We start from the raw sequence: 21,716 nt of genomic DNA, 5'->3' as shown, positions 1-21,716 counted from the left end.
CAAGGTCCCCTCTGACTACCACCGCCCAGCGGTGCAATGCCGCGTGCCCGGGGTTCCGGGACGCGCCGGCGCTGCCGTCAGGACGGGGGAGTCCGTATGACAGAAACACTTTTTGGTGGTCCGTCCCTGCCCCCGGCGTACCCGGAGCGGGCAGCCTGGGGTACAGCTCCCAAGCTCCGCGCCTGGCAGCAGGAGGCCCTGGACCTTTACATGACGCGCAAACCCAAGGACTTCCTGGCCGTTGCTACACCCGGCGCCGGAAAGACCACGTTTGCGCTGCGTATTGCCACCACGCTGCTGGATAGCGGAGTGGTCAACAGGGTCACGATCGTGGCACCCACTGACCACCTCAAGCGCCAATGGGCTGACGCGGCGGCCCGGGTTGGCATCGCCATCGACCCGAACTTCAAGAATTCGGACGGGCAGCACGGACGCGGATTTGTGGGCGTCGCCGTGACCTATGCGCAGGTGGCCAGCAAACCAATGCTGCACCGGGCCAAGACAGAGGCGGCCCGGACCTTGGTGATCCTCGATGAAATCCACCATGGCGGCGAGGCTTTGTCATGGGGCGACGGTCTTCGTGAAGCGTTCGATCCCGCCGCCAGACGGCTCGCCCTGACGGGAACGCCTTTCCGCTCGGACACCTCCCCGATCCCCTTCGTGGAATACGTCGAGGACCGGGACGGTATCCGCCGGTCCAAGGCCGATTACACCTACGGCTACGGCAACGCCCTGCGCGACCACGTGGTGAGGCCCGTGCTGTTCATGGCCTATTCGGGCCAGATGCGGTGGCGGACCAGCGCGGGCGATGAAATGGCGGCCTCGCTGGGTGAGGCAGCCGTTACGAAGGACATCACCTCCCAGGCGTGGCGCACGGCCCTGAACCCCGCGGGGGAGTGGATTCCCGCCGTCCTGGCGGCAGCCGACAAGCGCCTCAGCGAGGTCCGCCGGACCGTTCCCGACGCCGGGGGCCTGGTCATCGCCACGGACCACGAGGACGCGCGCGCCTACGCCGGCCAGCTCAAGAAGATCACGGGGGAGTCCCCCACGGTCATCCTTTCCGACGACTCCAAGGCATCCAGCAAGATCGAGGAGTTCTCGGCGGGGGACAAGCGCTGGATGGTTGCCGTGCGCATGGTGTCCGAAGGCGTCGACGTCCCGCGGCTTTCGGTGGGCGTCTACGCCACGTCCACGTCCACGCCGCTGTTCTTCGCCCAGGCCGTGGGGCGTTTCGTCCGTGCGCGCAAAAGGGGAGAGACGGCGTCGGTGTTCCTGCCGTCCGTACCACCGCTCATGGTGCTGGCCAACACCATGGAGGCCGAGCGGGACCATGCGCTGGACCGTCCGGACAAGGACGACGACGGCCTCTTCAGCCCTGAGGAAAACCTCATGGCAGAGGCCAACCGGGAGGAAAAGGCCTCTGACGAACTGGCCAAGGGCAAGTTCGAAGCCCTGGACTCGCAGGCTTCGTTTGACCGGGTCCTTTTCGATGGCGGCGAGTTCGGTACGGGTGCCGATATCGGCTCGGATGACGAACTGGACTTCCTGGGCATCCCGGGGCTGCTGGATGCCGAGCAGGTTGGTACGCTGCTGCGCCAGCGCCAACGCGAGCAACAATCCCGCCGGAAGCGGCAGCCTCCTGCGTCGGAAGCGGCTCCGGCCGTTCCTGACCACCGCATGCTGATGGACTTGCGCAACGAACTGGCCAAGAACGTCTCGGCGTGGTCGGCCCGGACCGGAACGCCGCACGGGGTGGTGCACACCAAGCTGCGCGAGGTCTGTGGCGGACCTGCAGTGGCGCAGGCCAACGAAGAGCAACTGCAGGCGCGTCTGCGCAAGCTTCAGGACTGGTTCATCGGCCGCAAGTAGCAACCCGCCAACACCAACGATGAAGGGCGCCGCAACTGCGGCGCCCTTCCTCGTTGTCCGGAAGTACTAGGAGCGCTCCACTTCGACGCCGGCCGCTTCCATCTCGTCAAAGGCGTCGTCAAGGTCATCGGCGATACCCGCCGTCAGTTCGGCAATGACGGTGGTGGTGTAGCCGGCCTGCACCGCATCAAGGGCTGTGGCCTTGACGCAGTAGTCCGTCGCGAGCCCTACAACCACTACTTCCTCGACGTCGTGGCTTTGCAGCCAGTCATCCAGCCCGATGGCGTCTTCATCGAGGACCTCCGCCACCGGGGCACCTGCTTTCAAGTCGCCGGACGGGACATCGTCTTCGGGTGCCAGAACGCCCTCGAATCCGGAGTAGGCCGCGGTGTACTGGCCTTTGCGGAAGTAGGCCTGGATGTACTCGGGGTCAAGGTCCTCGTGGAGTTCGGCACCCTTGGTCCGTGCGCGGCAGTGGGGCGGCCAGGAGTCCACCATGTCTGGTTCATCCGAGAAGTGGCTGCCGGGTTCGATGTGCCAGTCCTGCGTGGCTACGACGTGGTCGAAGTGCTGCTGGTTGGCGTCGAGGTATTCGCTGATGGCTCCGGCCACAGCGGCCCCGCCTTCCACGGCGAGGGTTCCGCCTTCGCAGAAATCATTCTGGACGTCAACGATGATCAGGGCCTTGGCCATCAGTTCTCCTCGTAGATGGTGGGGATGGCGGCCTCGCCGCGCTGGAGGCGGTTCACGACGGCGGGAAGTTCAGCCATGCTGGCAGCGTGCCGCTCCTTCGCCCTCACCACCCCTTCCGGGCCGGTCCAGCCGGGAAGGAGTTCCCCGTTCTTGACGAACTGCTGCAGCAGGGGACGGTCGTTGCCGTCGTCTTCGGGCCGGTGACCGATGCCAACGATTTCCTGGGTGGCAATGCCCCGTTCGTTGAGCTTGCGCAACGCGTATTTGCGGCCACCGACGCTGACCTTGTTCTTGGCCGCCTTGGCCACGGAGATGAACTCCCCGTGGTCGTTGGTACGGCTGACCAGCTTGTAGACCATGCTTGCCGTCGGCGCGCCGGAGCCGGTGACCAGCGACGTACCCACACCGTAGGAATCCACCGGCGCCGACTGCAGGGCGGCGATGGCGAATTCGTCGAGGTCGGAGGTCACCACGATGCGCGTGTTGTGGTTGCCGAGGTCGTCCAGCAGTTGCCTGACCCACTGTGCCTGCGCCACGAGGTCGCCGGAGTCCAACCGGACGGCACCCAGCTTGTCACCGGCGAGTTCGACGGCGGTCCTCACCGCGGTCTCGACGTCATAGGTATCCACCAACAGGGAAGTACCCGGGCCGAAGGCAGCGATCTGCGCTTCGAATGCTTCGCGTTCGGTGTCGTGGAGGAGGGTGAAGGAGTGCGCTGCCGTGCCCACCGTCTTGATGCCGTACCGGCGTCCGGCTTCCAGGTTGGAGGTGCTGGCGAAGCCGGCAATCACCGCCGCCCGTGCTGCCGCCGTCGCCGATTCCTCCTGGGTGCGCCGGGAGCCCATCTCGATGCACGGACGGTTGCCGGCCGCCGTCGTCATCCGGGAGGCTGCAGAAGCAATGGCGCTGTCGTGGTTGAGGACGGAGAGGATGTAGGTCTCCAGGATGCAGGCTTCGGCAAAGGTGGATTCCACAATGAGGATGGGGGAGTTGGGGAAGTAGGCTTCGCCTTCGGCATAGCCCCAGATGTCGCCCGTGAACTTATAGTTGGCCAGAAAATCCAGGGTCTCCCGGTTGACCACCTTGTTGTGTTCAAGGAAGGCGAGCTCGGCATCGCCGAACCTGAAGTCGGCGATCCCCTCCAGGAGGCGGCCCGTGCCGCCCACCACGCCGTAGCGACGGCCGTCGGGCAGCCGGCGCGCGAACGCTTCGAAGACCGAACGGCGGTGCGCGGCGCCCGAATGCAGGGCGGCCTGGAGCATCGTCAGCTCGTAGTGGTCGGTGTATAAGGAAGTGGCGGGATGGTCCCATGACGTGGCTCTACTCACGAAATTCACTCTAGTGCGCGCCGCCATAGAATGGACAGATGAGCCCTAGCGTTGCGTTTGGTACGGACATCGATGAACGGACGGAAGCCGCCGAGCTGACCTCCACGGGTGTCCTGACCGCCCCGGACATCCCTTGGAACCTGGTGATCTGGAATGATCCCGTCAACCTCATGAGCTATGTCAGCTACGTGTTCCAAAGTTACTTCGGCTACTCCGAGTCCAAAGCGCACAAGCTCATGATGGAGGTCCACAAGAAAGGCCGGTCCATCGTGGCACACGGCAGCAAGGAACAAGTGGAGCAGCACGCGGTGGCCATGCACGGGTTTGGCCTGTGGGCCACCGTTGAAAAGGCGGCAAGCGGCAACGAAGCACCCGGAAAGGGCGGCCGCGGACGTGGCTAAGGCATTCAAATACGGACTCAAGGGCATCACCGGCTACCTCGAACCGGCAGAACGCGACCTCCTGCGGGGATTGGTGGCCGACGTCATCTCCATGCTCGAGGCTGATATCCGCGAGGACGAGGATCCGCTGGCGGCACTCATCGGCCTGGACATGGACGTCAAGCAGCCAACGGACCGCGCCCTCCTGCGGTTGCTGCCCAATGTCATGAAGAACGACGACGCCGCGTCCCTGGAGTTCCGTCAACTCACCGAGCGCTCCGTCAGGGAAAGCAAGATCGGCGCACTGCGCGCCACCGCCCTGGGCCTGGACAAGGACGATCTCCTCCTGACGCCGGAGGACGCCAAGCGGTGGTCCATGGCCCTCAACGATGTGCGCCTCGTGCTGGCCGAAAGGCTGGACATCCGCGATGAAGCCGACGCGGAGCACATCCACTCCATGCAGGACTGGAGCCAGGCCGAGGACGTGGAGAGCTACCTTGCCTTGGTGTACAACTTCACCACCTGGCTGCAGGAGTCGCTGGTGCAGTCGATGATGGCCGCCAGGCAGGCAAAATCCTGATCAGCGGGGCCTGCCGTGGTGCCGGGGTTTGTGACACATCAGACACGAGGCGGTGACCACAGGTAATGGCCGCAGCACAGGTGAAGCCTTATTCTCGAATAATCATGACTTCAGCATCGGGCAGTTCAGCAGGCGGCAGATCCTTCCGCCCCGCGTCTTCGGAAATCCCCGTCACGGCCGCGGCTGACGGCTTGGGCAGCGAGGACGCCCTTATGGGTTCGCGGCCGATCGGCATCTTCGATTCCGGGGTCGGTGGCCTGACGGTGGCCCGCTCCATCATCGACCAGCTTCCGAATGAGTCGATCCTGTATGTGGGCGACACCGCCCACGGCCCGTATGGCCCCCTCCCCATCGCGGAGGTCCGGGCCAACGCCCTGGGCGTCATGGATGAGCTGGTCGATTCCGGCGTCAAGCTGCTCACCATTGCCTGCAACTCGGCGTCGGCCGCCGTCCTCCGGGACGCCCGCGAGCGGTACACGGCCCGCTACGGCATTCCCGTGATCGAAGTCATCCAGCCGGCAGTCCGGCGTGCCGTCTCCGCTACCCGCTCCGGAAGGATCGGTGTCATCGGAACGTCCGCCACGGTCGGTTCGCGCGCCTACGAGGACACGTTTGCCGCAGCGCCGGACCTTGCCATTACGTCTGTGGCGTGCCCTGCGTTTGTCAGCTTCGTCGAAGCCGGCGTCACTACGGGTCCGGAACTCCTGGCCGCCGCGAACGAATATCTGGCGCCCCTGAAACAGGCCGGCGTGGACACTGTGGTGCTGGGCTGCACCCATTATCCGTTGCTGACGGGCGTGATCTCCTTCGTCATGGGTGAGGATGTCACGCTGGTGTCCAGTGCCGAGGAGACGGCCAAGGATGTCTACCGTGCCCTGGCCAACGGCGGCATTCAACGGACGGAGGGCACGCCTCCGGGCCATGAGTTCATTGCCACCGGCGACGCCGCCCAGTTCGAAACCCTCGCCCGCCGTTTCCTGGGACCGGAGGTTCTCTCCGTGAAGCATGTGGACCACGTGTCGGCGCAGTATCCCACCGGCAGCCTGGCCCGGATCACGCCGGAGATGCTGGAAGCGGCCCGATCGGGGGCTGGCCTGTCCCGCCGGTCGTATTTCGTGCAACCCGCCGATGACCTGAACCGGGGCCCGTTGGAGAGTGGCCTGTGAAACTCACCATTGTGGGCTGCACCGGATCCTTTCCCGGTCCCGGCTCGCCTGCGTCCTGCTACCTGGTAACCGCGCACGACGGTGAGCGTGAATGGAAGATCGTGATGGACCTGGGCAGCGGTGCCTTGGGGGCTATCCAGCGGTACACCGACCTCGAAGACATTGACGCGATCTTCCTGACCCACCTCCACCCTGACCACTGCATGGACCTTTGTGGCCTGCATGTGGCAGTCCGCTGGAAACCAGGGGGCTGGGGCCGGGACCGCCTTCCCGTGTGGGGGCCGGCGGCCACTGCGGACCGGATGGCCACCGCCTACGGCCTGGACCTCGATCCGGGCATGCATGAGGAATTCGACTTCACCAACTGGGCCGAACAGAAGCCCGTGACGGTAGGTCCGTTCACCGTGACCCCCTTCAGCGTGAACCATCCGGTGGAGGAAGCGTACGCCCTGCGGGTCACGGCGACCGAACCGGGCAAGGACGGAACTCCGGTGACCAAAACCCTGACGTACTCAGGCGACACCGATTCCTGTCCCGGCTTGGAAGAAGCCGCCCGTGACGCGGACCTCTTCCTGTGCGAGGCGGCGTTCGAGGAAGGCCGTGACGACGGTATCAAGGACGTCCACCTCACGGGCAAGCGAGCCGGCGAGGCAGCCACCAACGCCGGGGCGAGGCGCCTGCTCCTTACCCATATTCCGGTCTGGACCTCCCAAACCAAGGTCATGTCTGAGGCCAAGCCGGTCTTTGCCGGGGACGTGGCCGTGGCAGTCGCCGGCGTCCACTACACGGTCTAACCCAACCCAACGAGGTCGCATTTGTGCGCGTTTTCAGCCGTCAAAACGCGCACAAATGCGACCTGGTTGGGTGCCGGGCCTCGATAAGCTTGGGTCATGACTTCAGAAGCTACAGCCACGCCCGTCACCCGTGCCGACGGACGAACTCCGGACCAACTGCGCCCCATCAGCATCACCAGGGGATGGTCCAAGCAGGCCGAAGGTTCAGCATTGATCGAGTTCGGCAACACCAGGGTCCTGTGTACGGCGTCCCTGACCGAGGGCGTGCCGCGCTGGCTCAAGGGTGAAGGCCGCGGCTGGGTCACGGCCGAGTACGCCATGCTTCCCCGGGCCACCAACACCCGCTCGGACCGTGAATCCGTCAAGGGCAAGATCGGCGGGCGCACCCATGAGATTTCCCGCCTGATTGGTCGTTCGCTGCGTTCCATCATCGACACCAAAGCCCTCGGCGAGAACACAATCGTGCTGGACTGCGACGTCCTCCAAGCCGACGGTGGAACACGGACGGCGGCTATCACCGGCGCGTACGTCGCCCTGGCCGAAGCCATCCGGTTCGCCCGTGAGAACAAGCTCATTGCCCGCAACGCCGAACCGCTGGTTGATACCATCGCCGCCGTTTCCGTGGGCATCATCGACGGCGTGCCCATGCTGGACCTGCCCTACGTCGAGGACGTCCGGGCCGAAACCGACATGAACGTCGTGGTCACCGGCTCCGGCAAATTCGTGGAGGTCCAGGGCACCGCGGAGGGTGCCCCCTTCGACCGTGACGAACTCAATGCCCTCCTCGACCTTGCCCTGATCGGCACCGGCCAGCTGGCCGCCATCCAGCGTGAGACCCTGGCGGAGGCTCCGTGAGCGGGCCCGGGGCGGCCTCGCCGCGTCTGGTGCTTGCCACCCACAACAAAGGAAAACTGAAGGAGCTGCGCGAGCTGCTGCGTGGCCAGGTGCCAGGGCTCGACGTCGACACCCAAGTCGTGGACGCGGCTGCGGCAGGTGCGCCGGACGTCCGCGAAACAGGCGTCACGTTCGCTGAAAACTCGCTGCTCAAGGCACGGGCGGTGGCCGAGGCCACGGGGCTTGTTGCCATCGCTGACGACTCAGGTCTTGCAGTGGATGTCCTGGGCGGTGCGCCGGGAATCTTCAGCGCCCGGTGGTCCGGCAGGCATGGAGACGACGCCGCCAACCTTAAGTTGCTGCTGGCCCAGCTCTCCGATGTGCCGGACACCCACCGCGGTGCAGCCTTTGTGTGTGCCGCTGCGCTGGCCGTTCCGGGAACGGGAGGCGTGGAACGCGAAACAGTTGAGTACGGCCAGCTTGAGGGAACGCTGCTGCGCGAACCCCGGGGCGATGGAGGCTTCGGATACGATCCCGTGCTGCAGCCGGCAGGCATGGACCGAAGCTGCGCAGAGCTGAGCCCCGAGGAAAAGAACGCCATCAGCCATCGCGGACAGGCATTCAGGGCTTTGCTGCCGGCCATTGTCGGTGCCCTCTCCGGGCATGGCGCTGCAGGCTGACGGCTGTCCCCTGACAAAAAGGCGCCCCGCGCAGAGCTTCATCAGCTCAGCGCGGGGCGCCTTTGGCGTTTGTCAGTGGTCGCCGTGCTTGCCGCCCTCATGTTCTTCGATGAATTCCTCCACCGGGTCCGTGCCCTCGAGCGCCGCTTTGCGCTTGGCAACGAAACCGCGGCCGACCTCGATGAAGATCGGGATGACGGAGACCAGCACGATCACGATGAAGATGATGTCCAGGTTCTCCTGGACCCAGGGAACGCGGTCACCCAGGACATAGCCCAGCAGGGTGACGCCGGCGCCCCAGAGCAGCGCGCCGATCACGTTGAACAGGAAAAATTTGCGCTTGTCCATCTGGGCCACGCCCACGATAACGGGGACGAACGTGCGGATGATCGGCACGAACCGGGCCAGAATCAGCGCCTTGCCGCCATGCTTTTCAAAGAAGGCATGGGCGCTCTCCACGTTCTCCTTCTTGAACAGGCGCGAGTCGGGCTTGTTGAAGATGGCCGGTCCTGCCTTGGAGCCGATGAGGTAGCCGGTCTGGTTGCCGATGATCGCAGAAACCACGATCAGGGCGGCGAAGGCCCAGATGTTGAACTTGATGGTGTCCGTGGCCACCAGCAGGCCGGCGGTGAACAGCATGGAATCGCCCGGAAGGAAGAAGCCCACCAGCAGGCCGGTCTCAGCGAAAACGATGCCGCAGACCAGCAACACCACCCAGGGTGCCAAGGCGGGATCGGCGAGGAAGATCTGGGGGTTCAGCCAGTCCGGAAGGAACGAGGCCATGGGCGGCCGCACCGGACCCGCGCCCCCAATGGTGGATACGGCAAGGTCGCTCATCGCAGAAAAGATCACCCATTAAGCCTACTTGAACGCCGTGGTCCTCTTTTCTGCCCGGTTTTCTGCCCCGTGGGGCTTGACCGCTCGCTGGTTGGTTGTATGGTTAGTTACATGAGTAACGAACCAATGAGGCGGTGATGTGATGATCGATGACAGCCGACCGATCTTCATGCAGATCGCCGAACTCATCGAGAACGGCATCGTGGACGGAACCATGCCCGAGGAATCGCAGGTTCCTTCCACTAACGAGTTCGCGGCGTTCCACCGCATCAATCCGGCTACGGCCGCCAAGGGCGTCAATGTGCTGGTGGATTCAGGGATTCTTTACAAACGCAGGGGGATAGGGATGTTTGTTGCCACAGGTGCCCGCGCCCAACTGATTGCCCGCAGGACCGAAGAGTTTTTTGAGCAGTACGTCCGGCCCTTGACGGCCGAAGCCCGCAAGCTGGGAATTACTCCGGAGCAGCTGGGCAGCATGATCGAGAGAAGTTCCGGATTGGATCCGGAGACGGAAACCAAGGAAAGGAGCGCGGCCCTGTGAGCGAGATCATCGTCGAGGCCCGTAACCTGAACAAACGCTACAAAGACCTCAAAGCCCTGGACAACGTCAACCTTCAATTGACGGGCGACCGGATCTACGGCCTGCTGGGCCGCAACGGCGCCGGCAAGACCACCCTGATGTCCATCCTGACCGCCCAGGCCTTCGCTTCATCCGGCGACGCGCTCGTTTTCGGGGAAAACGCCTACGAGAACGACGGCGTCCTGTCGCGCATCTGCTTCATCCGGGAGTCCCAGAAGTACCCCGATGACTTCCAGCCCCGGCATGCTTTCCGTTCGGCTGCGCTGTTCTACAGGAACTGGGACCAGAAGTTCGCGGACCGCCTGGCCGAAGACTTCCAGTTGCCGGTAAACCGCCGGATCAAGAAGCTTTCCCGCGGCCAGTTGTCCGCGGTGGGAGTGATCATCGGGCTCGCTTCACGTGCCGAGCTCACCTTCTTCGACGAGCCCTACCTTGGCCTGGACGCTGTGGCACGCCAGCTTTTCTACGACCGCCTGGTGGAGGATTACGCGGAGCATCCCCGCACCATCATCCTCTCCTCCCACTTGATAGATGAGGTTTCCAACTTGCTCGAACACGTCGTGGTGATCGACCGCGGCAGCATCATCATGGATGCCGACGCCGACAGCATCCGCGGTTCGGCAGTCACCGTTTCCGGGTCCGCTGAGAAAGTGGATTCCTTCCTGGCCGGCCGAAAAATCCTGCACCGGGAGACACTCGGCTCGCTGGCCTCGGTCACCGTGGATGAGCCACTGGACGGCCGCACGAGGATGGAAGCACAGGAGCTGGGACTGGAACTCTCACCCGTCTCCCTCCAGCAATTGGTAGTACGCAAGACGATGGCCCGCGGCATGCCGGACAGTGCCGGAGCGCAGGACTTCAGCGAAGACACGATGGAGGCAAGCAGATGAGCAGGGCTGTAGCAGTTGCGCGCATGCAACTGATCAATAAATGGACTTTCCTGGGCTGGCCCGTGGTGATCCTGGCCGCTGCGTTCCTGATGTCGCTGGCCATCTTTGCCCTGATCCCCGTGGCGGAGAACAAGTATGGCGGCGGCAGCCAGGCGCCGATGTGGTACTTCATGGTGCTGGGCATCCAGAGCATGACCCTGGTGTTTCCGTTCTCCCAGGGGCTGAGCATCAGCCGCAGGGCGTTCTACCTGGGGTCGCTGGGCCTGTTCGCCGTCATAGCCCTGGGCATGACCGGGCTGTACCTCCTGGGCGGCGTCATCGAGAGGGCCACCAATGGATGGGGAGTTTCCGGCTATTTCTTCACGATCCCCTGGGTAGCCGACGGCCCGTGGTACTCAACGGCGGCGTTCTTCTTCGTCGTAATGATGTTCATGTTCATTATCGGCTTCTGGTTTGCCACCATCTTCAAGCGCTGGGGGACCACGGGAGTGCTCGTCTCCACGCTGGGCACCGTGGTGGTGCTGATCGGACTGGCCGCACTCGCTACGCTGCTGGAGTGGTGGGGGTCAATCGGTGGCTGGTTTGCCGGGCAGTCTCCCTTGAGCATCAGTGGCTGGGCCGCGCTGCTGTGCATCCTCCTGGCGGCAGGCTCCTACACCACCCTCCGCCACGCCACTCCCTGACCGGGTGATGTAGCGTTCACCACAAACGCTTTCCGAAAGGGCCGCCCCGCCGCCGAAACCGGCCGGGGTTGGCCCTTTCCGCCTGTAACCTTGTCCAGTGGCATTGGACTTTACGGCGATCGACTTCGAAACAGCCAACGGCTTCAGGGGGTCCCCGTGTTCGGTCGGACTGAGCAAAGTCCGCGGCGGTGTGGTGGTGGAAGAAGCGTCCTGGCTGATGCGCCCCCCGGAAAACCACGACCACTTCGAGTACCACAACACCCGGATCCACGGCATCAGGGCCGAGGACGTTGCCGGCCTGCCGCGGTTCGGTGAGCTGTTCCCCGAGATCGGGGCCTTCATCGGTGACGACATCCTGGCAGCACACAATGCGGCGTTCGACCTCGGAGTCATCCGCTCGGCCCTGGAGGTGTCCGGACTGGGTGGCCCGGCCTATGACTACGTCTGCACCGTCATGCTGTCGCGGCGTTGCTATTCGCTGGTCTCCAATTCACTTCCCTACGCGGCCGAGGAAGCCGGGGTGCCGCTGGTAAACCACCACGACGCCGCGGAGGACGCCCGGGCATGCGCCGGCATCCTGGTGGACATAGCCCGCCGCAACAACGCCAACAGCATCGCGGAGCTCTACTTGTCTCTGGGGCTGGCTGTGCCGCAACAGCCCGCCTTCCATCCCGCCACGGGCCTGTCGAAGGCCACGGCCGCGGCGCTCGCAGCCCAGGCAGCCGGAACCGGCCCCGCCGCGGCCCCGGGAGGCGTCGTTCCCGGCGGTCCCCGGAGCGGCTGGTCCGCGTGGCCGGAGGAAGGTCCCAACCCCTTGCCGAACCCTGCGGCCGAGCCGGGACATCCGCTGTTCGGGCAGACGGTGGTGTTTACCGGCGACCTGGCCATGACGCGCCCGGAAGCCAAGGCCCGCGCAGCTGACATGGGCGCCCGCCCGGAGAGCCGGGTCACTGCCCGGACTACCGTTCTGGTTGTCGGCAGTGGCTTCGTAGCCGGTGACCTGCGGGCAGGCAGGCTGACAGGGAAAGCGAAGCGGGTGCTCGAACTCCATGCCAGGGGCCAGCAGATCGAGGTGGTCTCCGAGGGCGAGTTCCTGCAGATGGTGGGTGGCTTCCAGCAGTGGCAGGCCTCGTGATGCCGCAGCGGTCATAGACCGCAACAATGCTTCCCGCGCACAGGCCGGCGCTCCTAGCCTTGGATCATGACCAAGGCCAATCCCGCCAGTGCCCGGAACAAAGGCAGGAACATTGCGCTCCGGGGCCTGGACTGGCGCGCGGTTTTCGCTTTCCCCAATCCCGTGAATGAGCACGCTGCCAGGATCACCGCAGGGCTGGTGGTGGTCCTTGCTGCGGTCACGCTCGCAACGGGATGGGGTTGGGGGTTGGTGGTGATTGCTGCAGGCTTCTGGTTACGGGTGCTTTTCGGCCCACGGATTTCCCCGCTGGCCCTGTTGTCAACCAAGGTACTGGCACCGCGGATCGGCCACGCCAAGCTCGTTGCCGGTCCTCCCAAGCGGTTCGCCCAAGGCATGGGGGCCGCCATGGCGAGTGCCGCCGTCGTGCTCTATTTCCTGGGGTTCCAGCCCGCAGCCTGGACCGTCCTGGCGGTGCTGATCGTGGCAGCGTCCCTTGAAGCGTTCGCAGGGTTCTGCCTGGGGTGCGCAGTCTTCGCCTTCCTGCAGCGCCGGGGGATGATTCCGGACAGCGTGTGCGAGGCCTGCAACAACATCGCGCTCCGCCGTACCTGACAACCGTCAGCCCACGGTGACGGCCAGCAACCGCGCGGCCATGCCCTCGATGACGTCCCTGCCCTCCAGTGCGTCCAACCAGGAGGGCGGCAGGCATGCCTCGCCGTAGAGGGCGCCGAGGATGTTTCCTGCAATGGAACCGGTGGAATCGCTGTCGCCGCTGTGATTGATGGCGACCGCCACAGCGGCGCGGAAGTGTTCCTGCGGACCGCCGCCCGCGGTGGCCAGCACAGCGTAAAGCCCGACGGCGAGTGCTTCCTCTGCGACCCAGCCTTCACCCAATGCTTCGGTCAGGCCCTCCGGAGCCAGCAATTGCCCGTCGCCGGAAATATCCAGCGCAGCCTGGAGGCGGGCCTGGAGTTCCGGGGCCTTGACCGGCAGGTCCATCACGAGTTCAAGTGCCTGGGCGGCAGCGGCCCTGGCGTCACTGCCTGCCACGAGGTGATGGATCAGCAGGCTGAAGGCGGCCGCGCTGATCCGGGCCGACGGGTGGCCGTGGGTCAGGGAAGCGGCGTCGGAGCTCAGCCTTGCCACCGCTTGAGGCGAAATATGGGGAATCAGGCCGAACGGAGCCGACCGCATGACCGTGCCGCAGCCCTTGGAGTCGGGGTTGACGGGCCGTGCAGCGGTTCCCATCTCGCCCGTGGCGAGGCCGCTGAGGCAGGCGTTCCCCGGCGCCCGGCGGTGTTTGAGGACCTCCTGCCGGTCGATCCAGCGCGGCTGGGGCACGGGGGCCGAGGGCGAAACAGCCACATCCTGGGTGGCCAGCCAGCGCAGGTAGGCAAGCCACAGGCACGCGGTTTCGTCGGCGGCCACTCCGTCGTTGGCCCATTCCAGTGCTTCCACCAGGCCGTCCACGGTGTACAGCGTCATCTGGGTGTCATCCGAAAAATGGCTGACGCCGTCGAGCTGGTCAAAGGAGGTGAGGCCGGCGGCACCGTACCGCGCCCGGATCGTCTTGATGGGGTTGAATTCCACGGCGTAGCCCAGGGAATCACCCAATGCTCCGCCGAGGAGCGTGCCGCGCACACGCGACGGGAAGGACGGGGCAGCAGCGGAAGGGGAGTCAACACTCATGGCAGTAACTTACCGTGCCCGTCGAACCCCGCTGATATGGTGGGGAGGCTGCGGGGCGACAGGGGCTGCCGGGCATGGACGAACGTGGAGAGGCACCGTGCGCGAACCGGCTTGGCGAAGAACAGGCAAAACGCCTGACTACCGTTTCTCCCTTGCCAACGAACGCACTTTCCTGGCCTGGATCCGCACGTCCCTGGCTTTGCTGGCAGGTGCCGTGGCAATCGACCAGCTCGCACCGAACATCGCGCCTCAGCCGGTCAGGGTGGTCCTCTGCGTAGCTCTGTCCGTCATTGGGGCCGGACTTGCTGCCCTGTCCTACCGGCGGTGGGGGCAGATGGAGGCCGCCATGCGCAACGACCGGGCCTTGCCGTTCTCCCGGGTGATGTTGTTCATGACGATCGTGGTGGCACTTTCGGCGTTCGGATTCGCCGTCCTGATCCTCATAGCCCGGTAGTCATGGACACCACCCGTGATCCTGGACTGCAGCCCGAACGGACCACCCTCGCCTGGCGCCGGACGCTGATCTCCCTGGTGGTGGTGGACCTGTTCATCTGGCGGAGCTGGCTGGTGTCCGAGCCATCCACCGCCCCCCTGTACCCGGGGCTCCCCGGATTGGATTACCAAGGGCTGTGTGCCCTGGTGGCTGCCGCGGCCACGGCCGTCCTTGCCGCCGTGGTGTGGGTCCGCTCACGGCAGCTCCACGGTGGAAACTCCGCCGTCCCGGCCAAACTGGTCCTGGCCAGTACTGTGGCCGTGCTTGCTTTGGGCGCCTCTGCGATCGCGGCGATCGCCCTGGGCGGCTAAGCTCGAAAGGATGCACTGCGGGGGCCGGTCCCAGCAACTCCCCAGATTCCGCTGGCAAGATTTCCAAGGCCCCGTTCCCGACTTCAAAGGATGCCCAGCCATGACCTCTCCTGTGCAAGCACCGCCCGCGCCCAGGCCTGGACTGATTGCCCGGCTCAGCGCGGAAGCCCTCGGAACCATGTTCCTGGTGCTGGTGGCTGTCGGTGTCCAGATCTTCTCCAATCCCCAGGCAGGTCCGTTGCCGGCCACCCTTGCTGCCGGCTTGGCGGTGACGGCGGCCATGCTGGCTTTTGGCTACGTTTCGGGAGGCCACTTCAATCCGGCCATCACCCTGGGCAGCCTCATCGCCGGCCGCATCCGCCCGGTCGCTGCCCTGGCCTACGTGCTGGCACAGGTGGCCGGTGCCGTGGTGGGTGCTGCGTTGGCCTTCTTCGTGGTCCTCACTGTGCCGGTCCTGACCGACGCCCGCGGGGCTTTCGGCACTGTGGCTGCCGGCTTTGGCGAGCACTCCGCAGCGCAAACCCAGCTGGCAGGCGTCCTGCTCGTTGAGGTCATCGGGTCCGCGCTCCTGGTGGCGGTGTACCTGGGGGCGACGGCCGGACGCCGCGCCATCCCGGCGTTGGCGCCCTTCGCGGTGGGCCTGGCCCTTGCTGTCCTCCTTCAACTCGGCCAGGTCCTGGGCAACCTTCCGTTCAACCCCGCCCGGGCAACAGGCCAGGCGTTCTTCAGCCCGTCCTGGGCCCTTGAAAGCCTGTGGCTGTTCTGGGTTGCTCCCTTGATGGGTGCGGCCCTGGCAGGGTTTGTTTTCCGCGGATTCAGCGACTTCTCCCCGGCTCCGGCGGCCGCCGGCGACGCCCCTGAAGAAGCCGCTGAAGAAACTGCTGAAGAAGCCGCTGACGACGACACCGACGACGACACCGCGGCGGAGGAAGCGGGTCGCGCTGATGCCGGGGCGGATGCTGCAGCCGGCAGCAGGCCGGTCAAGCCGGCCGCCAATGAGGCCCGCGACTTCTTCGACGGCAGGAAAGGCTAGGAACGGGTCAAGGATCGACGGCGGGCGGCCTGCCTTCGCTTTTTTGTCGGTGCCCACCGTTAGCTTGAAAATATGCGGTTACTTCATACCTCCGACTGGCACCTCGGCCGGTCCTTCCACGGCGTAGGGATGCTCGAGGCCCAGCGTAGCTTTGTGGATCAGGTGGTGGCTTTCACGGAAGCCAACGCAGTGGACGTCGTGCTCATTGCCGGGGATGTCTATGATCGCGCCCTGCCCGGGCTGGATGTCGTCAGGCTCCTTGACGAGGCCTTGGTCCGGCTCACCGCGGCAGGCGCAAAGGTGGTGCTGACCAGCGGCAACCACGACTCCGCGATCCGGCTCGGCTTCGCTGCCCGCTTGCTGGAACGCGGCGGCGTCCACGTGAGGACCCGCGTCGAGGACCTGAATGTTCCGGTGCTCTTTCCGTTCGATGGTGCTACCGGGGCTACGCTCGCCGTGTATGGAATTCCTTATCTGGAGCCCCGCCTGGCAGCCGGTTCCTTGGGCCTGAAGGAAGCAGGTCATTTCGAGGTCACCCGTGAGGCTGTCGACCGGATCAGTCAGGATGTTGACCGCCGGCGAGCGGACGGGCCGGTTTATCCCGTGGTTTTGGCACATACGTTCGCCAGTGGCGGCATTACCTCGGACAGTGAACGGGACTTGAGTGTCGGGGGCCTGGGCGCCGTCCCCTTGGATCTGTTCCAGGAGTTTTCCTACACGGCCCTCGGACACCTGCACGGGCGCCAGGAACTGACCCATAACGTCCGCTACTCCGGGTCTCCGCTGGCCTACTCGTTTTCAGAGGCCAAGCACCGGAAAGGCGCGTGGCTGGTGGACATTGCAGCAGATGGCAGTGTGGAGGTGCAGGACGTTTTTTGGGATGCTCCCAAGCCGCTGGCTGTCCTCCGGGGCACGCTGGCAGAGCTGTTGGCAGCTGAAGAGCACCAGTGGGCTGAAACTGCCTACTGCCACGTCACCTTGACCGATCCGCAGCGTCCCGCGCAGGCCATGGAACAGGTCAGGACCAGGTTTGCCGGGACCCTGGTCCTTGCTTTCGATCCCCAGGGGGCGCAGGCCAAGGCTGTCACGAGTTACAGCAGCAGGCTTGCTGCCGCAGAAAACGACCTCGGGATCTGCTGCGGGTTCCTCGACCACGTGCGGGACTGCGAGCCCGTGGAGGCGGAAGAAGCGGCCCTCCGTGAGGCGCTGGAAGCGGTTCGACTGGAAGAGGCCGCACAATGAGGATCCACCGCCTGGAAATTGAAGCCTTTGGGCCGTTTGCCGAGCCGCAGGTCATCGATTTTGACCAGCTCGGAGCACAGGGCCTGTTCCTCCTCAACGGTGCCACCGGGGCCGGGAAGACCAGCATCCTGGACGCTGTCTGTTTCGCACTTTATGGTTCCGTACCGGGCGCCCGGCAGGATGGCAAGCGACTGCGCAGCGACCACGCCGCCCCGGCCGCTGAGCCGCGTGTCGTTTGTGAATTCTCGGCCAGGGGACGCCGGTTCGAAGTCAGCCGCTCGCCGGCCTGGGAACGGCCCAGCAAAAGGGGCAGGAACGGAACCACCACCCAGCAGGCCAAGACTCTCCTGCGCGAGTGGGTCTCCGGTGAGTGGCAGGAGAAGACGTCCCGCAATGATGAGGCCGGGGCGGAACTTGCTGATGTGCTCGGCATGGACCGGGAGCAGTTCACCCGTGTGGTGATGCTTCCCCAAGGGGACTTCGCAGCCTTCCTCCGGTCCAAGGCCGCTGATCGCCTTGACCTGTTGCAGAAGCTGTTCGGCACCCAGCGCTTCGAAGCCGTGGAGCGGCAGGTCGCACGGCAGGCAGCGGAGGCGTCGGGTGCCGTGGAGGACAACGCGGCCGAGCTGAAGATGCTGCTGGACCGCGCCGCTGCCGAACAGGAACACTTGGGCGGGGAGCATGCGCCCTTCGATCCCGCGGCCGGGGAGCCGGAGACCTGGCTGGCGTCGGTTGAAGCAGCCGTGACAGCCGAAGAGGACCGGTGCCGGACTGCGGCCCGAGCTGCCGAAACCCACGCCGCCGGGCTTTCGGCCAAGCTGCAGGAAGACCAGGACAAGGCCAGGCGCCATGCCAGGCTGGCTGCCGCGGTGCAACGCCGTGTCCTCTTCGAACTGGCTGCGCCGCAAGCACTCGAGGATCGGGAGCGACTTGATGCCCACCGGCGTGCGGCGGTCCTGAAAGGCCAACTCGACGCAGTTGACGCCGCTGCGCTGAAGGTCCGGTCCGCTGTCGCCCGCAGGGACCACGCAGCGAGTCAGCTGACTGAATCAGGGCATGCTGGCCCGGAGGCCAAGGCGGCACTGGAAACGGTGAAGGCTGCCGTCGCCGTGCTGGAAGCCAGCCTGCCTGATGAACAGCGTCTTGAGGCGATCGCGCGGCGGATGGCCGACCTGCACAAGGAACGTGCTGCCAGCGCGGCCGCGGTAGAGTCGGCGGCTGCCACCCTTGTCCAGTTGCGTGCCGAAGGCGATGCCCTGGACGCGGAGATCACCTCGCTTGAGCCCTTGGCAGCCCGGCAGCCCGACCTTGACCGCGAGGCGGAAGCGGCGGCAGCTGCGGTGGACGTCGTGGCCCGGCATGCAGTGGCTGCCAAGGAAGCGGACCAGGCAACGTCACGCTGCTCCCGGGCAAGAACGATCTCGCAGGACCTCCGGCAGGCGTGGCTGGATCTGCGTGAAGAGCGGCTTGCCAATGCTGCAGGCGAACTCGCCGCTGCCCTGGTTGACGGTGAACCTTGCGGCGTATGCGGAAGCTCCGAGCATCCCCACCCGGCGCGGGCGGCCAGGACGGCGTTGTCCTTGGCACAGGAGGAGGCAGAGGCGCGGGAGGCATTCGAGGCGAGCGAAAAAGAGCTCGATCAGCTGTCCACCGAGCAAGCCGCCGCAGGACAGGCCCTCGCGGCGCTCGCTGCCCAGGGCGGAGACGCTGATCCCTTGGTGGCAAAAGAGCGTCTGGAGGAAGCCCGGCTGGCGGCGTCGCAGGCACTGGCTGCGGTGAAGAAACTTGAGGGCCTGCGCGTCAGCAAGGATAAGCTCACGGCACGCGTCACGCTCGTGCAGGAGGAGCATGACGCCTCCCTCAGCAGTGAAGCGCAGGCGTCATCGGCCCTGACGCTCCTTGAGGAACAGCACCAGGAGCTCGAAACGGAGCTTGCCGGCTTGAGGCAGGAGCACCCGAGCCTTCGCCACCGCCTGGACATTCTCCTGCGGCAATCCGAAGTGCTGCAGGCGTATGTCGCCGCGGACGACGACGCCCGGCTGGCGCTGCAGATGGAAGCAGACGCTCATTCGGCACTGGAGCGCGCCCTGCCCGACGCCGGGTTCACCTCCGCTGATGCAGCCCGGAAACAGCTGCTGCCGGCTTCGGACGTTGTGGGGCTGGAAACTGCGGTCGCAGACTTCAATACCGAAGGTGCCCGCTTGGAGGAGTTGTTTGCCGCCGAGGAACTGGTCCTGGCCGCCAAGGAGGCTGCGCTGGGGGAGTTGCCCGTTCCGGAGCCAGAGCTTGCCGCGGCCGGGGAAGAGGTTTCCCGAGCCACCCGGACAGCCACGTCGCTCGCGGTGGCTGCGGGGGTGGCGCGTAAGGCAGTGACCGCGCTGGCCAGGATCCGCAAGGACTACACCGACCTCAATGCAGCCGGCAAGGAGCCCCGGGAACGGGCCCGCATTCTGTCCGGTCTGGCTGAAACGCTCCGGGGTGCCGGCGACAACAAGTACAAGATGAGCCTGAACACCTACGTGTTGGCGGCGCGCCTGGAGCAGGTGGCACTGGCCGCCTCGGAGCGCCTCGTGGCCATGAGCGATGGCCGCTACACGCTGCAGCACACGGACGCCAGGGCTGCCCGCGGTGCCAAGTCCGGCCTGGGCCTGGAAGTAGTGGATGAATGGACGGGCCACCGCCGGGACACTTCCACACTCTCCGGCGGCGAATCCTTCATGGCTTCCCTGTCCCTGGCACTGGGATTGGCGGATGTGGTGCAGCAGGAAGCCGGGGGAGTGGATATCGAAACCCTGTTCGTGGACGAAGGCTTCGGCAGCCTGGATGAGCAGGCACTCGAGCAGGTCATGGACGCACTGGAAGGCCTCCGCAACGGCGGCCGGGTGGTGGGGCTGGTCAGCCATGTCGCCGAAATGAAACAGCGGATCGGAAGCCAGTTGCACGTGGTCAAGGGCAGGAACGGATCCACGGTCCGCATGGCCGAGGCTGTCCCGCTCTGATGCGGATCCGATAGACTTGATCCGTTATTCCGGGTTACGCGCATCGGGAGGAGGGACGGTGCGCACCTTTAGTGAACCCGGAAAACATGGACAATACTTCCCATCCAGTCCACCACGTGGTGGCTCCCACATCTCCCGCCCCAAAGCAGCCCGTCCTGCAGGCTGATCCGCGGCGCTCCCAGGGCCAGCCGGTGGCCGCGGCCCGGCGAACCTCCCGTTTGCCCGGCAGGTTTGCGCGACTGCCGGAATTGGCCGGTCCGGGGTTTCTGCCCCTGGGGCTGTTCGCGCGCCTACCCCTTGCGATGCTGACCGTGGGGACCTTGACGCTCATCACCGCGGTGAGCAACTCCTACGCCATAGGCGGTATGGCAGCGGGCGCTGTAGGCATTGGTTCGGCTGTCGGTGCCCCCGTCCTGGGTTCCCTCGCGGACCGTGCCGGCCAGCGGGCTGTCCTGCTCGCGGCCGCAGTGATCAACACCCTGGCCGTGGCCGGGTTATTGGCGGCCGCCTATCTCACGCCTTCGTACGGATCGCCGGTCGACGCCCTCGCAGTGCTTGTCGTGGCCTTTGTTGCCGGCGCCAGTTGCCCGCAGGTGGGTCCCATGGCCCGTGTCCGGTGGATGGCGCTCACTACCCGCAACCTGGCGTCGCCAACCACTGGACACCGAAGCGTTGCAGCCAACCGTGCCGATCTGGACACGGCTTTGTCCTATGAGGGGACGGCCGACGAAATCACGTTTGTCCTGGGACCCGCGTTGGTGGGTCTGCTCGCAAGCCTGGTGGCACCCTGGCTTCCCCTTGCGCTGGCGGCGGCCATGACCATCACCCTCGTGCCGGCCTTCGCCGTGCATCCCAGTCACCTCGCGGTGGTTCCGCACCCACGTAAGCCGCGTTCCGCCGTCGTTGGTTCAGAAACCGCCCAGCCACGACGCCGGTGGGCGATGGCTGTCGTGGCTGTCCCGGTCTTGGCCATGATCTGCATGGGCACCTTCTTCGGGGCGACGCAAAATGGATTGAGTGCCTTCGGCGCCGGGTTTGCCACTGCGGAAATTGCCGGCCTCCTGTACGCGGTGATGGGTCTCAGCTCAGCGGTGGCGGCGTTGTCGGTGGCTTTTTGGCCGCAGCGCTTCGGCTTGGCTGCCCGTTGGGTGGCCGCAGCGTTGGCGATGTCGGTGTTGACCGTCTTGTTGCTGCTGCCCGCCGGTCTCTGGTCAATGATCGTTGTCCTCTTGGTCCTCGGCATCCCGGTGGGTCCTGTGATGGTCACAGTCTTCAGCATCGGCGGCGTGGTTGCCCCGAACGGGCGCATGGCGACGGTCATGACCGCACTCGCGAGTGGAATTGTTGCCGGAACTGCGTTGGGCGCCTACCTGGGTGGCCAGTTGGCCCAAACGCAGGGATACGGTGGCGCCTTCCTGGTGTCGATGGCCGCAGCAGGTGGATTGCTGCTGCTGGGATTGGTGACGTGGTTGGTCATGCGCCGCAAGGGCAAAGCCTGAC

The 21,716-nt window shown here is 65.4% G+C and carries 22 protein-coding genes; 18 read left to right on the top strand and 4 right to left on the bottom strand.

Annotation, left to right across the window (positions count from 1 at the left end):
- Window positions 1-96 precede the first annotated feature (96 nt).
- Entirely contained in the window at window positions 97-1,869 is a 1,773-nt protein-coding gene (locus ACUYMZ_RS13330; protein ID WP_426003189.1) for a DEAD/DEAH box helicase, read from the top strand.
- A gap of 66 nt (window positions 1,870-1,935) precedes the next feature.
- Here ACUYMZ_RS13330 and ACUYMZ_RS13325 read toward each other — a convergent pair whose 3' ends face one another.
- Together ACUYMZ_RS13325 and ACUYMZ_RS13320 are read right to left on the bottom strand one after the other, a co-directional pair.
- Window positions 1,936-2,562, bottom strand: a complete 627-nt coding sequence (locus ACUYMZ_RS13325; RefSeq protein ID WP_442423586.1) for an isochorismatase family protein — start codon at window positions 2,560-2,562, stop codon at window positions 1,936-1,938.
- Window positions 2,562-3,917: a nicotinate phosphoribosyltransferase gene (locus ACUYMZ_RS13320; protein WP_442423587.1), complete on the bottom strand. Its 1,356-nt coding sequence runs from the start codon at window positions 3,915-3,917 to the stop codon at window positions 2,562-2,564. Before ACUYMZ_RS13320 ends, ACUYMZ_RS13325 begins: the two co-directional genes overlap by 1 nt.
- An 11-nt stretch (window positions 3,918-3,928) precedes the next feature.
- Between ACUYMZ_RS13320 and clpS the strand changes: the two genes are divergently transcribed.
- From clpS to rdgB, 6 genes are all read left to right on the top strand, one after another.
- Window positions 3,929-4,291, top strand: a complete 363-nt coding sequence (gene clpS, locus ACUYMZ_RS13315) for an ATP-dependent Clp protease adapter ClpS (RefSeq protein WP_426003185.1) — start codon at window positions 3,929-3,931, stop codon at window positions 4,289-4,291.
- Window positions 4,284-4,850, top strand: coding sequence for a DUF2017 domain-containing protein (locus ACUYMZ_RS13310; protein WP_426003184.1), 567 nt, complete (start codon window positions 4,284-4,286; stop codon window positions 4,848-4,850). Before clpS ends, ACUYMZ_RS13310 begins: the two co-directional genes overlap by 8 nt.
- A 212-nt stretch (window positions 4,851-5,062) precedes the next feature.
- Window positions 5,063-6,016 carry a glutamate racemase gene (gene murI, locus ACUYMZ_RS13305; RefSeq protein WP_442423615.1) on the top strand — a complete coding sequence of 318 codons (954 nt, stop codon included), beginning with the start codon at window positions 5,063-5,065 and terminating at the stop codon, window positions 6,014-6,016.
- On the top strand, window positions 6,013-6,810 hold the full coding sequence (locus ACUYMZ_RS13300) for an MBL fold metallo-hydrolase (protein ID WP_426003182.1): 798 nt from the start codon (window positions 6,013-6,015) through the stop codon (window positions 6,808-6,810). The genes murI and ACUYMZ_RS13300 overlap by 4 nt, the downstream gene beginning before the upstream one ends.
- A 96-nt stretch (window positions 6,811-6,906) precedes the next feature.
- A complete protein-coding gene (gene rph / locus ACUYMZ_RS13295) occupies window positions 6,907-7,665 on the top strand; it encodes a ribonuclease PH (RefSeq protein ID WP_426003181.1) in 759 nt (252 codons plus the stop codon).
- On the top strand, window positions 7,662-8,324 hold the full coding sequence (rdgB, locus tag ACUYMZ_RS13290; RefSeq protein WP_481603791.1) for an RdgB/HAM1 family non-canonical purine NTP pyrophosphatase: 663 nt from the start codon (window positions 7,662-7,664) through the stop codon (window positions 8,322-8,324). Before rph ends, rdgB begins: the two co-directional genes overlap by 4 nt.
- Before the next feature lie 72 nt (window positions 8,325-8,396).
- On the opposite strand, the gene ACUYMZ_RS13285 is transcribed toward rdgB, so the two are convergent.
- Window positions 8,397-9,161, bottom strand: coding sequence for a VTT domain-containing protein (locus tag ACUYMZ_RS13285; RefSeq protein ID WP_426007565.1), 765 nt, complete (start codon window positions 9,159-9,161; stop codon window positions 8,397-8,399).
- A gap of 142 nt (window positions 9,162-9,303) precedes the next feature.
- On the opposite strand from ACUYMZ_RS13285, the gene ACUYMZ_RS13280 reads away from it, so the two are divergent.
- The 5 genes from ACUYMZ_RS13280 (at window position 9,304) to ACUYMZ_RS13260 (ending at window position 13,061) form a co-directional block, all read left to right on the top strand.
- Complete coding sequence (locus tag ACUYMZ_RS13280; RefSeq protein ID WP_426007564.1) at window positions 9,304-9,702, top strand: GntR family transcriptional regulator; 399 nt, start codon at window positions 9,304-9,306, stop codon at window positions 9,700-9,702.
- The gene (locus ACUYMZ_RS13275; protein WP_481603789.1) at window positions 9,699-10,631 is read left to right on the top strand and encodes an ABC transporter ATP-binding protein; all 933 of its coding nucleotides are present in this window, start codon (window positions 9,699-9,701) and stop codon (window positions 10,629-10,631) included. Before ACUYMZ_RS13280 ends, ACUYMZ_RS13275 begins: the two co-directional genes overlap by 4 nt.
- Window positions 10,628-11,314 carry a hypothetical protein gene (locus ACUYMZ_RS13270; protein ID WP_481603787.1) on the top strand — a complete coding sequence of 229 codons (687 nt, stop codon included), beginning with the start codon at window positions 10,628-10,630 and terminating at the stop codon, window positions 11,312-11,314. Before ACUYMZ_RS13275 ends, ACUYMZ_RS13270 begins: the two co-directional genes overlap by 4 nt.
- A gap of 97 nt (window positions 11,315-11,411) precedes the next feature.
- Window positions 11,412-12,449 (top strand): 3'-5' exonuclease, encoded by a 1,038-nt coding sequence (locus tag ACUYMZ_RS13265; RefSeq protein WP_481603785.1) that lies wholly within the window; start codon window positions 11,412-11,414, stop codon window positions 12,447-12,449.
- Between the two features lie 66 nt (window positions 12,450-12,515).
- Window positions 12,516-13,061 (top strand): DUF4395 domain-containing protein, encoded by a 546-nt coding sequence (locus tag ACUYMZ_RS13260; protein WP_481603783.1) that lies wholly within the window; start codon window positions 12,516-12,518, stop codon window positions 13,059-13,061.
- A 6-nt stretch (window positions 13,062-13,067) separates the two neighbouring features.
- Here the strand turns inward: ACUYMZ_RS13260 and ACUYMZ_RS13255 are convergent, their stop codons facing one another.
- Complete coding sequence (locus tag ACUYMZ_RS13255; RefSeq protein ID WP_481603781.1) at window positions 13,068-14,138, bottom strand: ADP-ribosylglycohydrolase family protein; 1,071 nt, start codon at window positions 14,136-14,138, stop codon at window positions 13,068-13,070.
- A gap of 97 nt (window positions 14,139-14,235) precedes the next feature.
- Between ACUYMZ_RS13255 and ACUYMZ_RS13250 the strand changes: the two genes are divergently transcribed.
- The 6 genes from ACUYMZ_RS13250 (at window position 14,236) to ACUYMZ_RS13225 (ending at window position 21,715) form a co-directional block, all read left to right on the top strand.
- On the top strand, window positions 14,236-14,592 hold the full coding sequence (locus tag ACUYMZ_RS13250) for a YidH family protein (RefSeq protein WP_426003169.1): 357 nt from the start codon (window positions 14,236-14,238) through the stop codon (window positions 14,590-14,592).
- A gap of 2 nt (window positions 14,593-14,594) precedes the next feature.
- Window positions 14,595-14,942: a DUF202 domain-containing protein gene (locus ACUYMZ_RS13245; protein WP_426003167.1), complete on the top strand. Its 348-nt coding sequence runs from the start codon at window positions 14,595-14,597 to the stop codon at window positions 14,940-14,942.
- Between the two features lie 100 nt (window positions 14,943-15,042).
- Window positions 15,043-15,975, top strand: coding sequence for an MIP/aquaporin family protein (locus ACUYMZ_RS13240; protein ID WP_481603778.1), 933 nt, complete (start codon window positions 15,043-15,045; stop codon window positions 15,973-15,975).
- 72 nt (window positions 15,976-16,047) lie between these two features.
- The gene (locus tag ACUYMZ_RS13235; RefSeq protein ID WP_481603776.1) at window positions 16,048-17,217 is read left to right on the top strand and encodes an exonuclease SbcCD subunit D; all 1,170 of its coding nucleotides are present in this window, start codon (window positions 16,048-16,050) and stop codon (window positions 17,215-17,217) included.
- Window positions 17,214-20,216 carry an AAA family ATPase gene (locus ACUYMZ_RS13230; protein WP_481603774.1) on the top strand — a complete coding sequence of 1,001 codons (3,003 nt, stop codon included), beginning with the start codon at window positions 17,214-17,216 and terminating at the stop codon, window positions 20,214-20,216. The genes ACUYMZ_RS13235 and ACUYMZ_RS13230 overlap by 4 nt, the downstream gene beginning before the upstream one ends.
- Before the next feature lie 86 nt (window positions 20,217-20,302).
- Window positions 20,303-21,715, top strand: a complete 1,413-nt coding sequence (locus ACUYMZ_RS13225) for an MFS transporter (RefSeq protein WP_481603772.1) — start codon at window positions 20,303-20,305, stop codon at window positions 21,713-21,715.
- Window position 21,716 lies beyond the last annotated feature (1 nt).

It is taken from the genome of Arthrobacter sp. T572 (assembly GCF_056780115.1).
The sequence above is the reverse complement of the archived record's forward strand: the minus strand, read 5'-3'. Positions and strand labels throughout refer to the sequence as shown.

Excerpts from the sequence above, each read along its gene's own strand:
- ACUYMZ_RS13330 (WP_426003189.1), top strand. The coding sequence starts at position 97 with ATGACAGAAACACTTTTTGGTGGTCCGTCCCTGCCCCCGGCGTACCCG.
- ACUYMZ_RS13325 (WP_442423586.1), bottom strand. The coding sequence starts at position 2,562 with ATGGCCAAGGCCCTGATCATCGTTGACGTCCAGAATGATTTCTGCGAA.
- ACUYMZ_RS13320 (WP_442423587.1), bottom strand. The coding sequence starts at position 3,917 with ATGGCGGCGCGCACTAGAGTGAATTTCGTGAGTAGAGCCACGTCATGG.
- clpS (WP_426003185.1), top strand. The coding sequence starts at position 3,929 with ATGAGCCCTAGCGTTGCGTTTGGTACGGACATCGATGAACGGACGGAA.
- murI (WP_442423615.1), top strand. The coding sequence starts at position 5,063 with ATGGGTTCGCGGCCGATCGGCATCTTCGATTCCGGGGTCGGTGGCCTG.
- rph (WP_426003181.1), top strand. The coding sequence starts at position 6,907 with ATGACTTCAGAAGCTACAGCCACGCCCGTCACCCGTGCCGACGGACGA.
- ACUYMZ_RS13285 (WP_426007565.1), bottom strand. The coding sequence starts at position 9,161 with ATGAGCGACCTTGCCGTATCCACCATTGGGGGCGCGGGTCCGGTGCGG.
- ACUYMZ_RS13280 (WP_426007564.1), top strand. The coding sequence starts at position 9,304 with ATGATCGATGACAGCCGACCGATCTTCATGCAGATCGCCGAACTCATC.
- ACUYMZ_RS13270 (WP_481603787.1), top strand. The coding sequence starts at position 10,628 with ATGAGCAGGGCTGTAGCAGTTGCGCGCATGCAACTGATCAATAAATGG.
- ACUYMZ_RS13260 (WP_481603783.1), top strand. The coding sequence starts at position 12,516 with ATGACCAAGGCCAATCCCGCCAGTGCCCGGAACAAAGGCAGGAACATT.
- ACUYMZ_RS13255 (WP_481603781.1), bottom strand. The coding sequence starts at position 14,138 with ATGAGTGTTGACTCCCCTTCCGCTGCTGCCCCGTCCTTCCCGTCGCGT.
- ACUYMZ_RS13245 (WP_426003167.1), top strand. The coding sequence starts at position 14,595 with ATGGACACCACCCGTGATCCTGGACTGCAGCCCGAACGGACCACCCTC.
- ACUYMZ_RS13240 (WP_481603778.1), top strand. The coding sequence starts at position 15,043 with ATGACCTCTCCTGTGCAAGCACCGCCCGCGCCCAGGCCTGGACTGATT.
- ACUYMZ_RS13235 (WP_481603776.1), top strand. The coding sequence starts at position 16,048 with ATGCGGTTACTTCATACCTCCGACTGGCACCTCGGCCGGTCCTTCCAC.
- ACUYMZ_RS13230 (WP_481603774.1), top strand. The coding sequence starts at position 17,214 with ATGAGGATCCACCGCCTGGAAATTGAAGCCTTTGGGCCGTTTGCCGAG.
- ACUYMZ_RS13225 (WP_481603772.1), top strand. The coding sequence starts at position 20,303 with ATGGACAATACTTCCCATCCAGTCCACCACGTGGTGGCTCCCACATCT.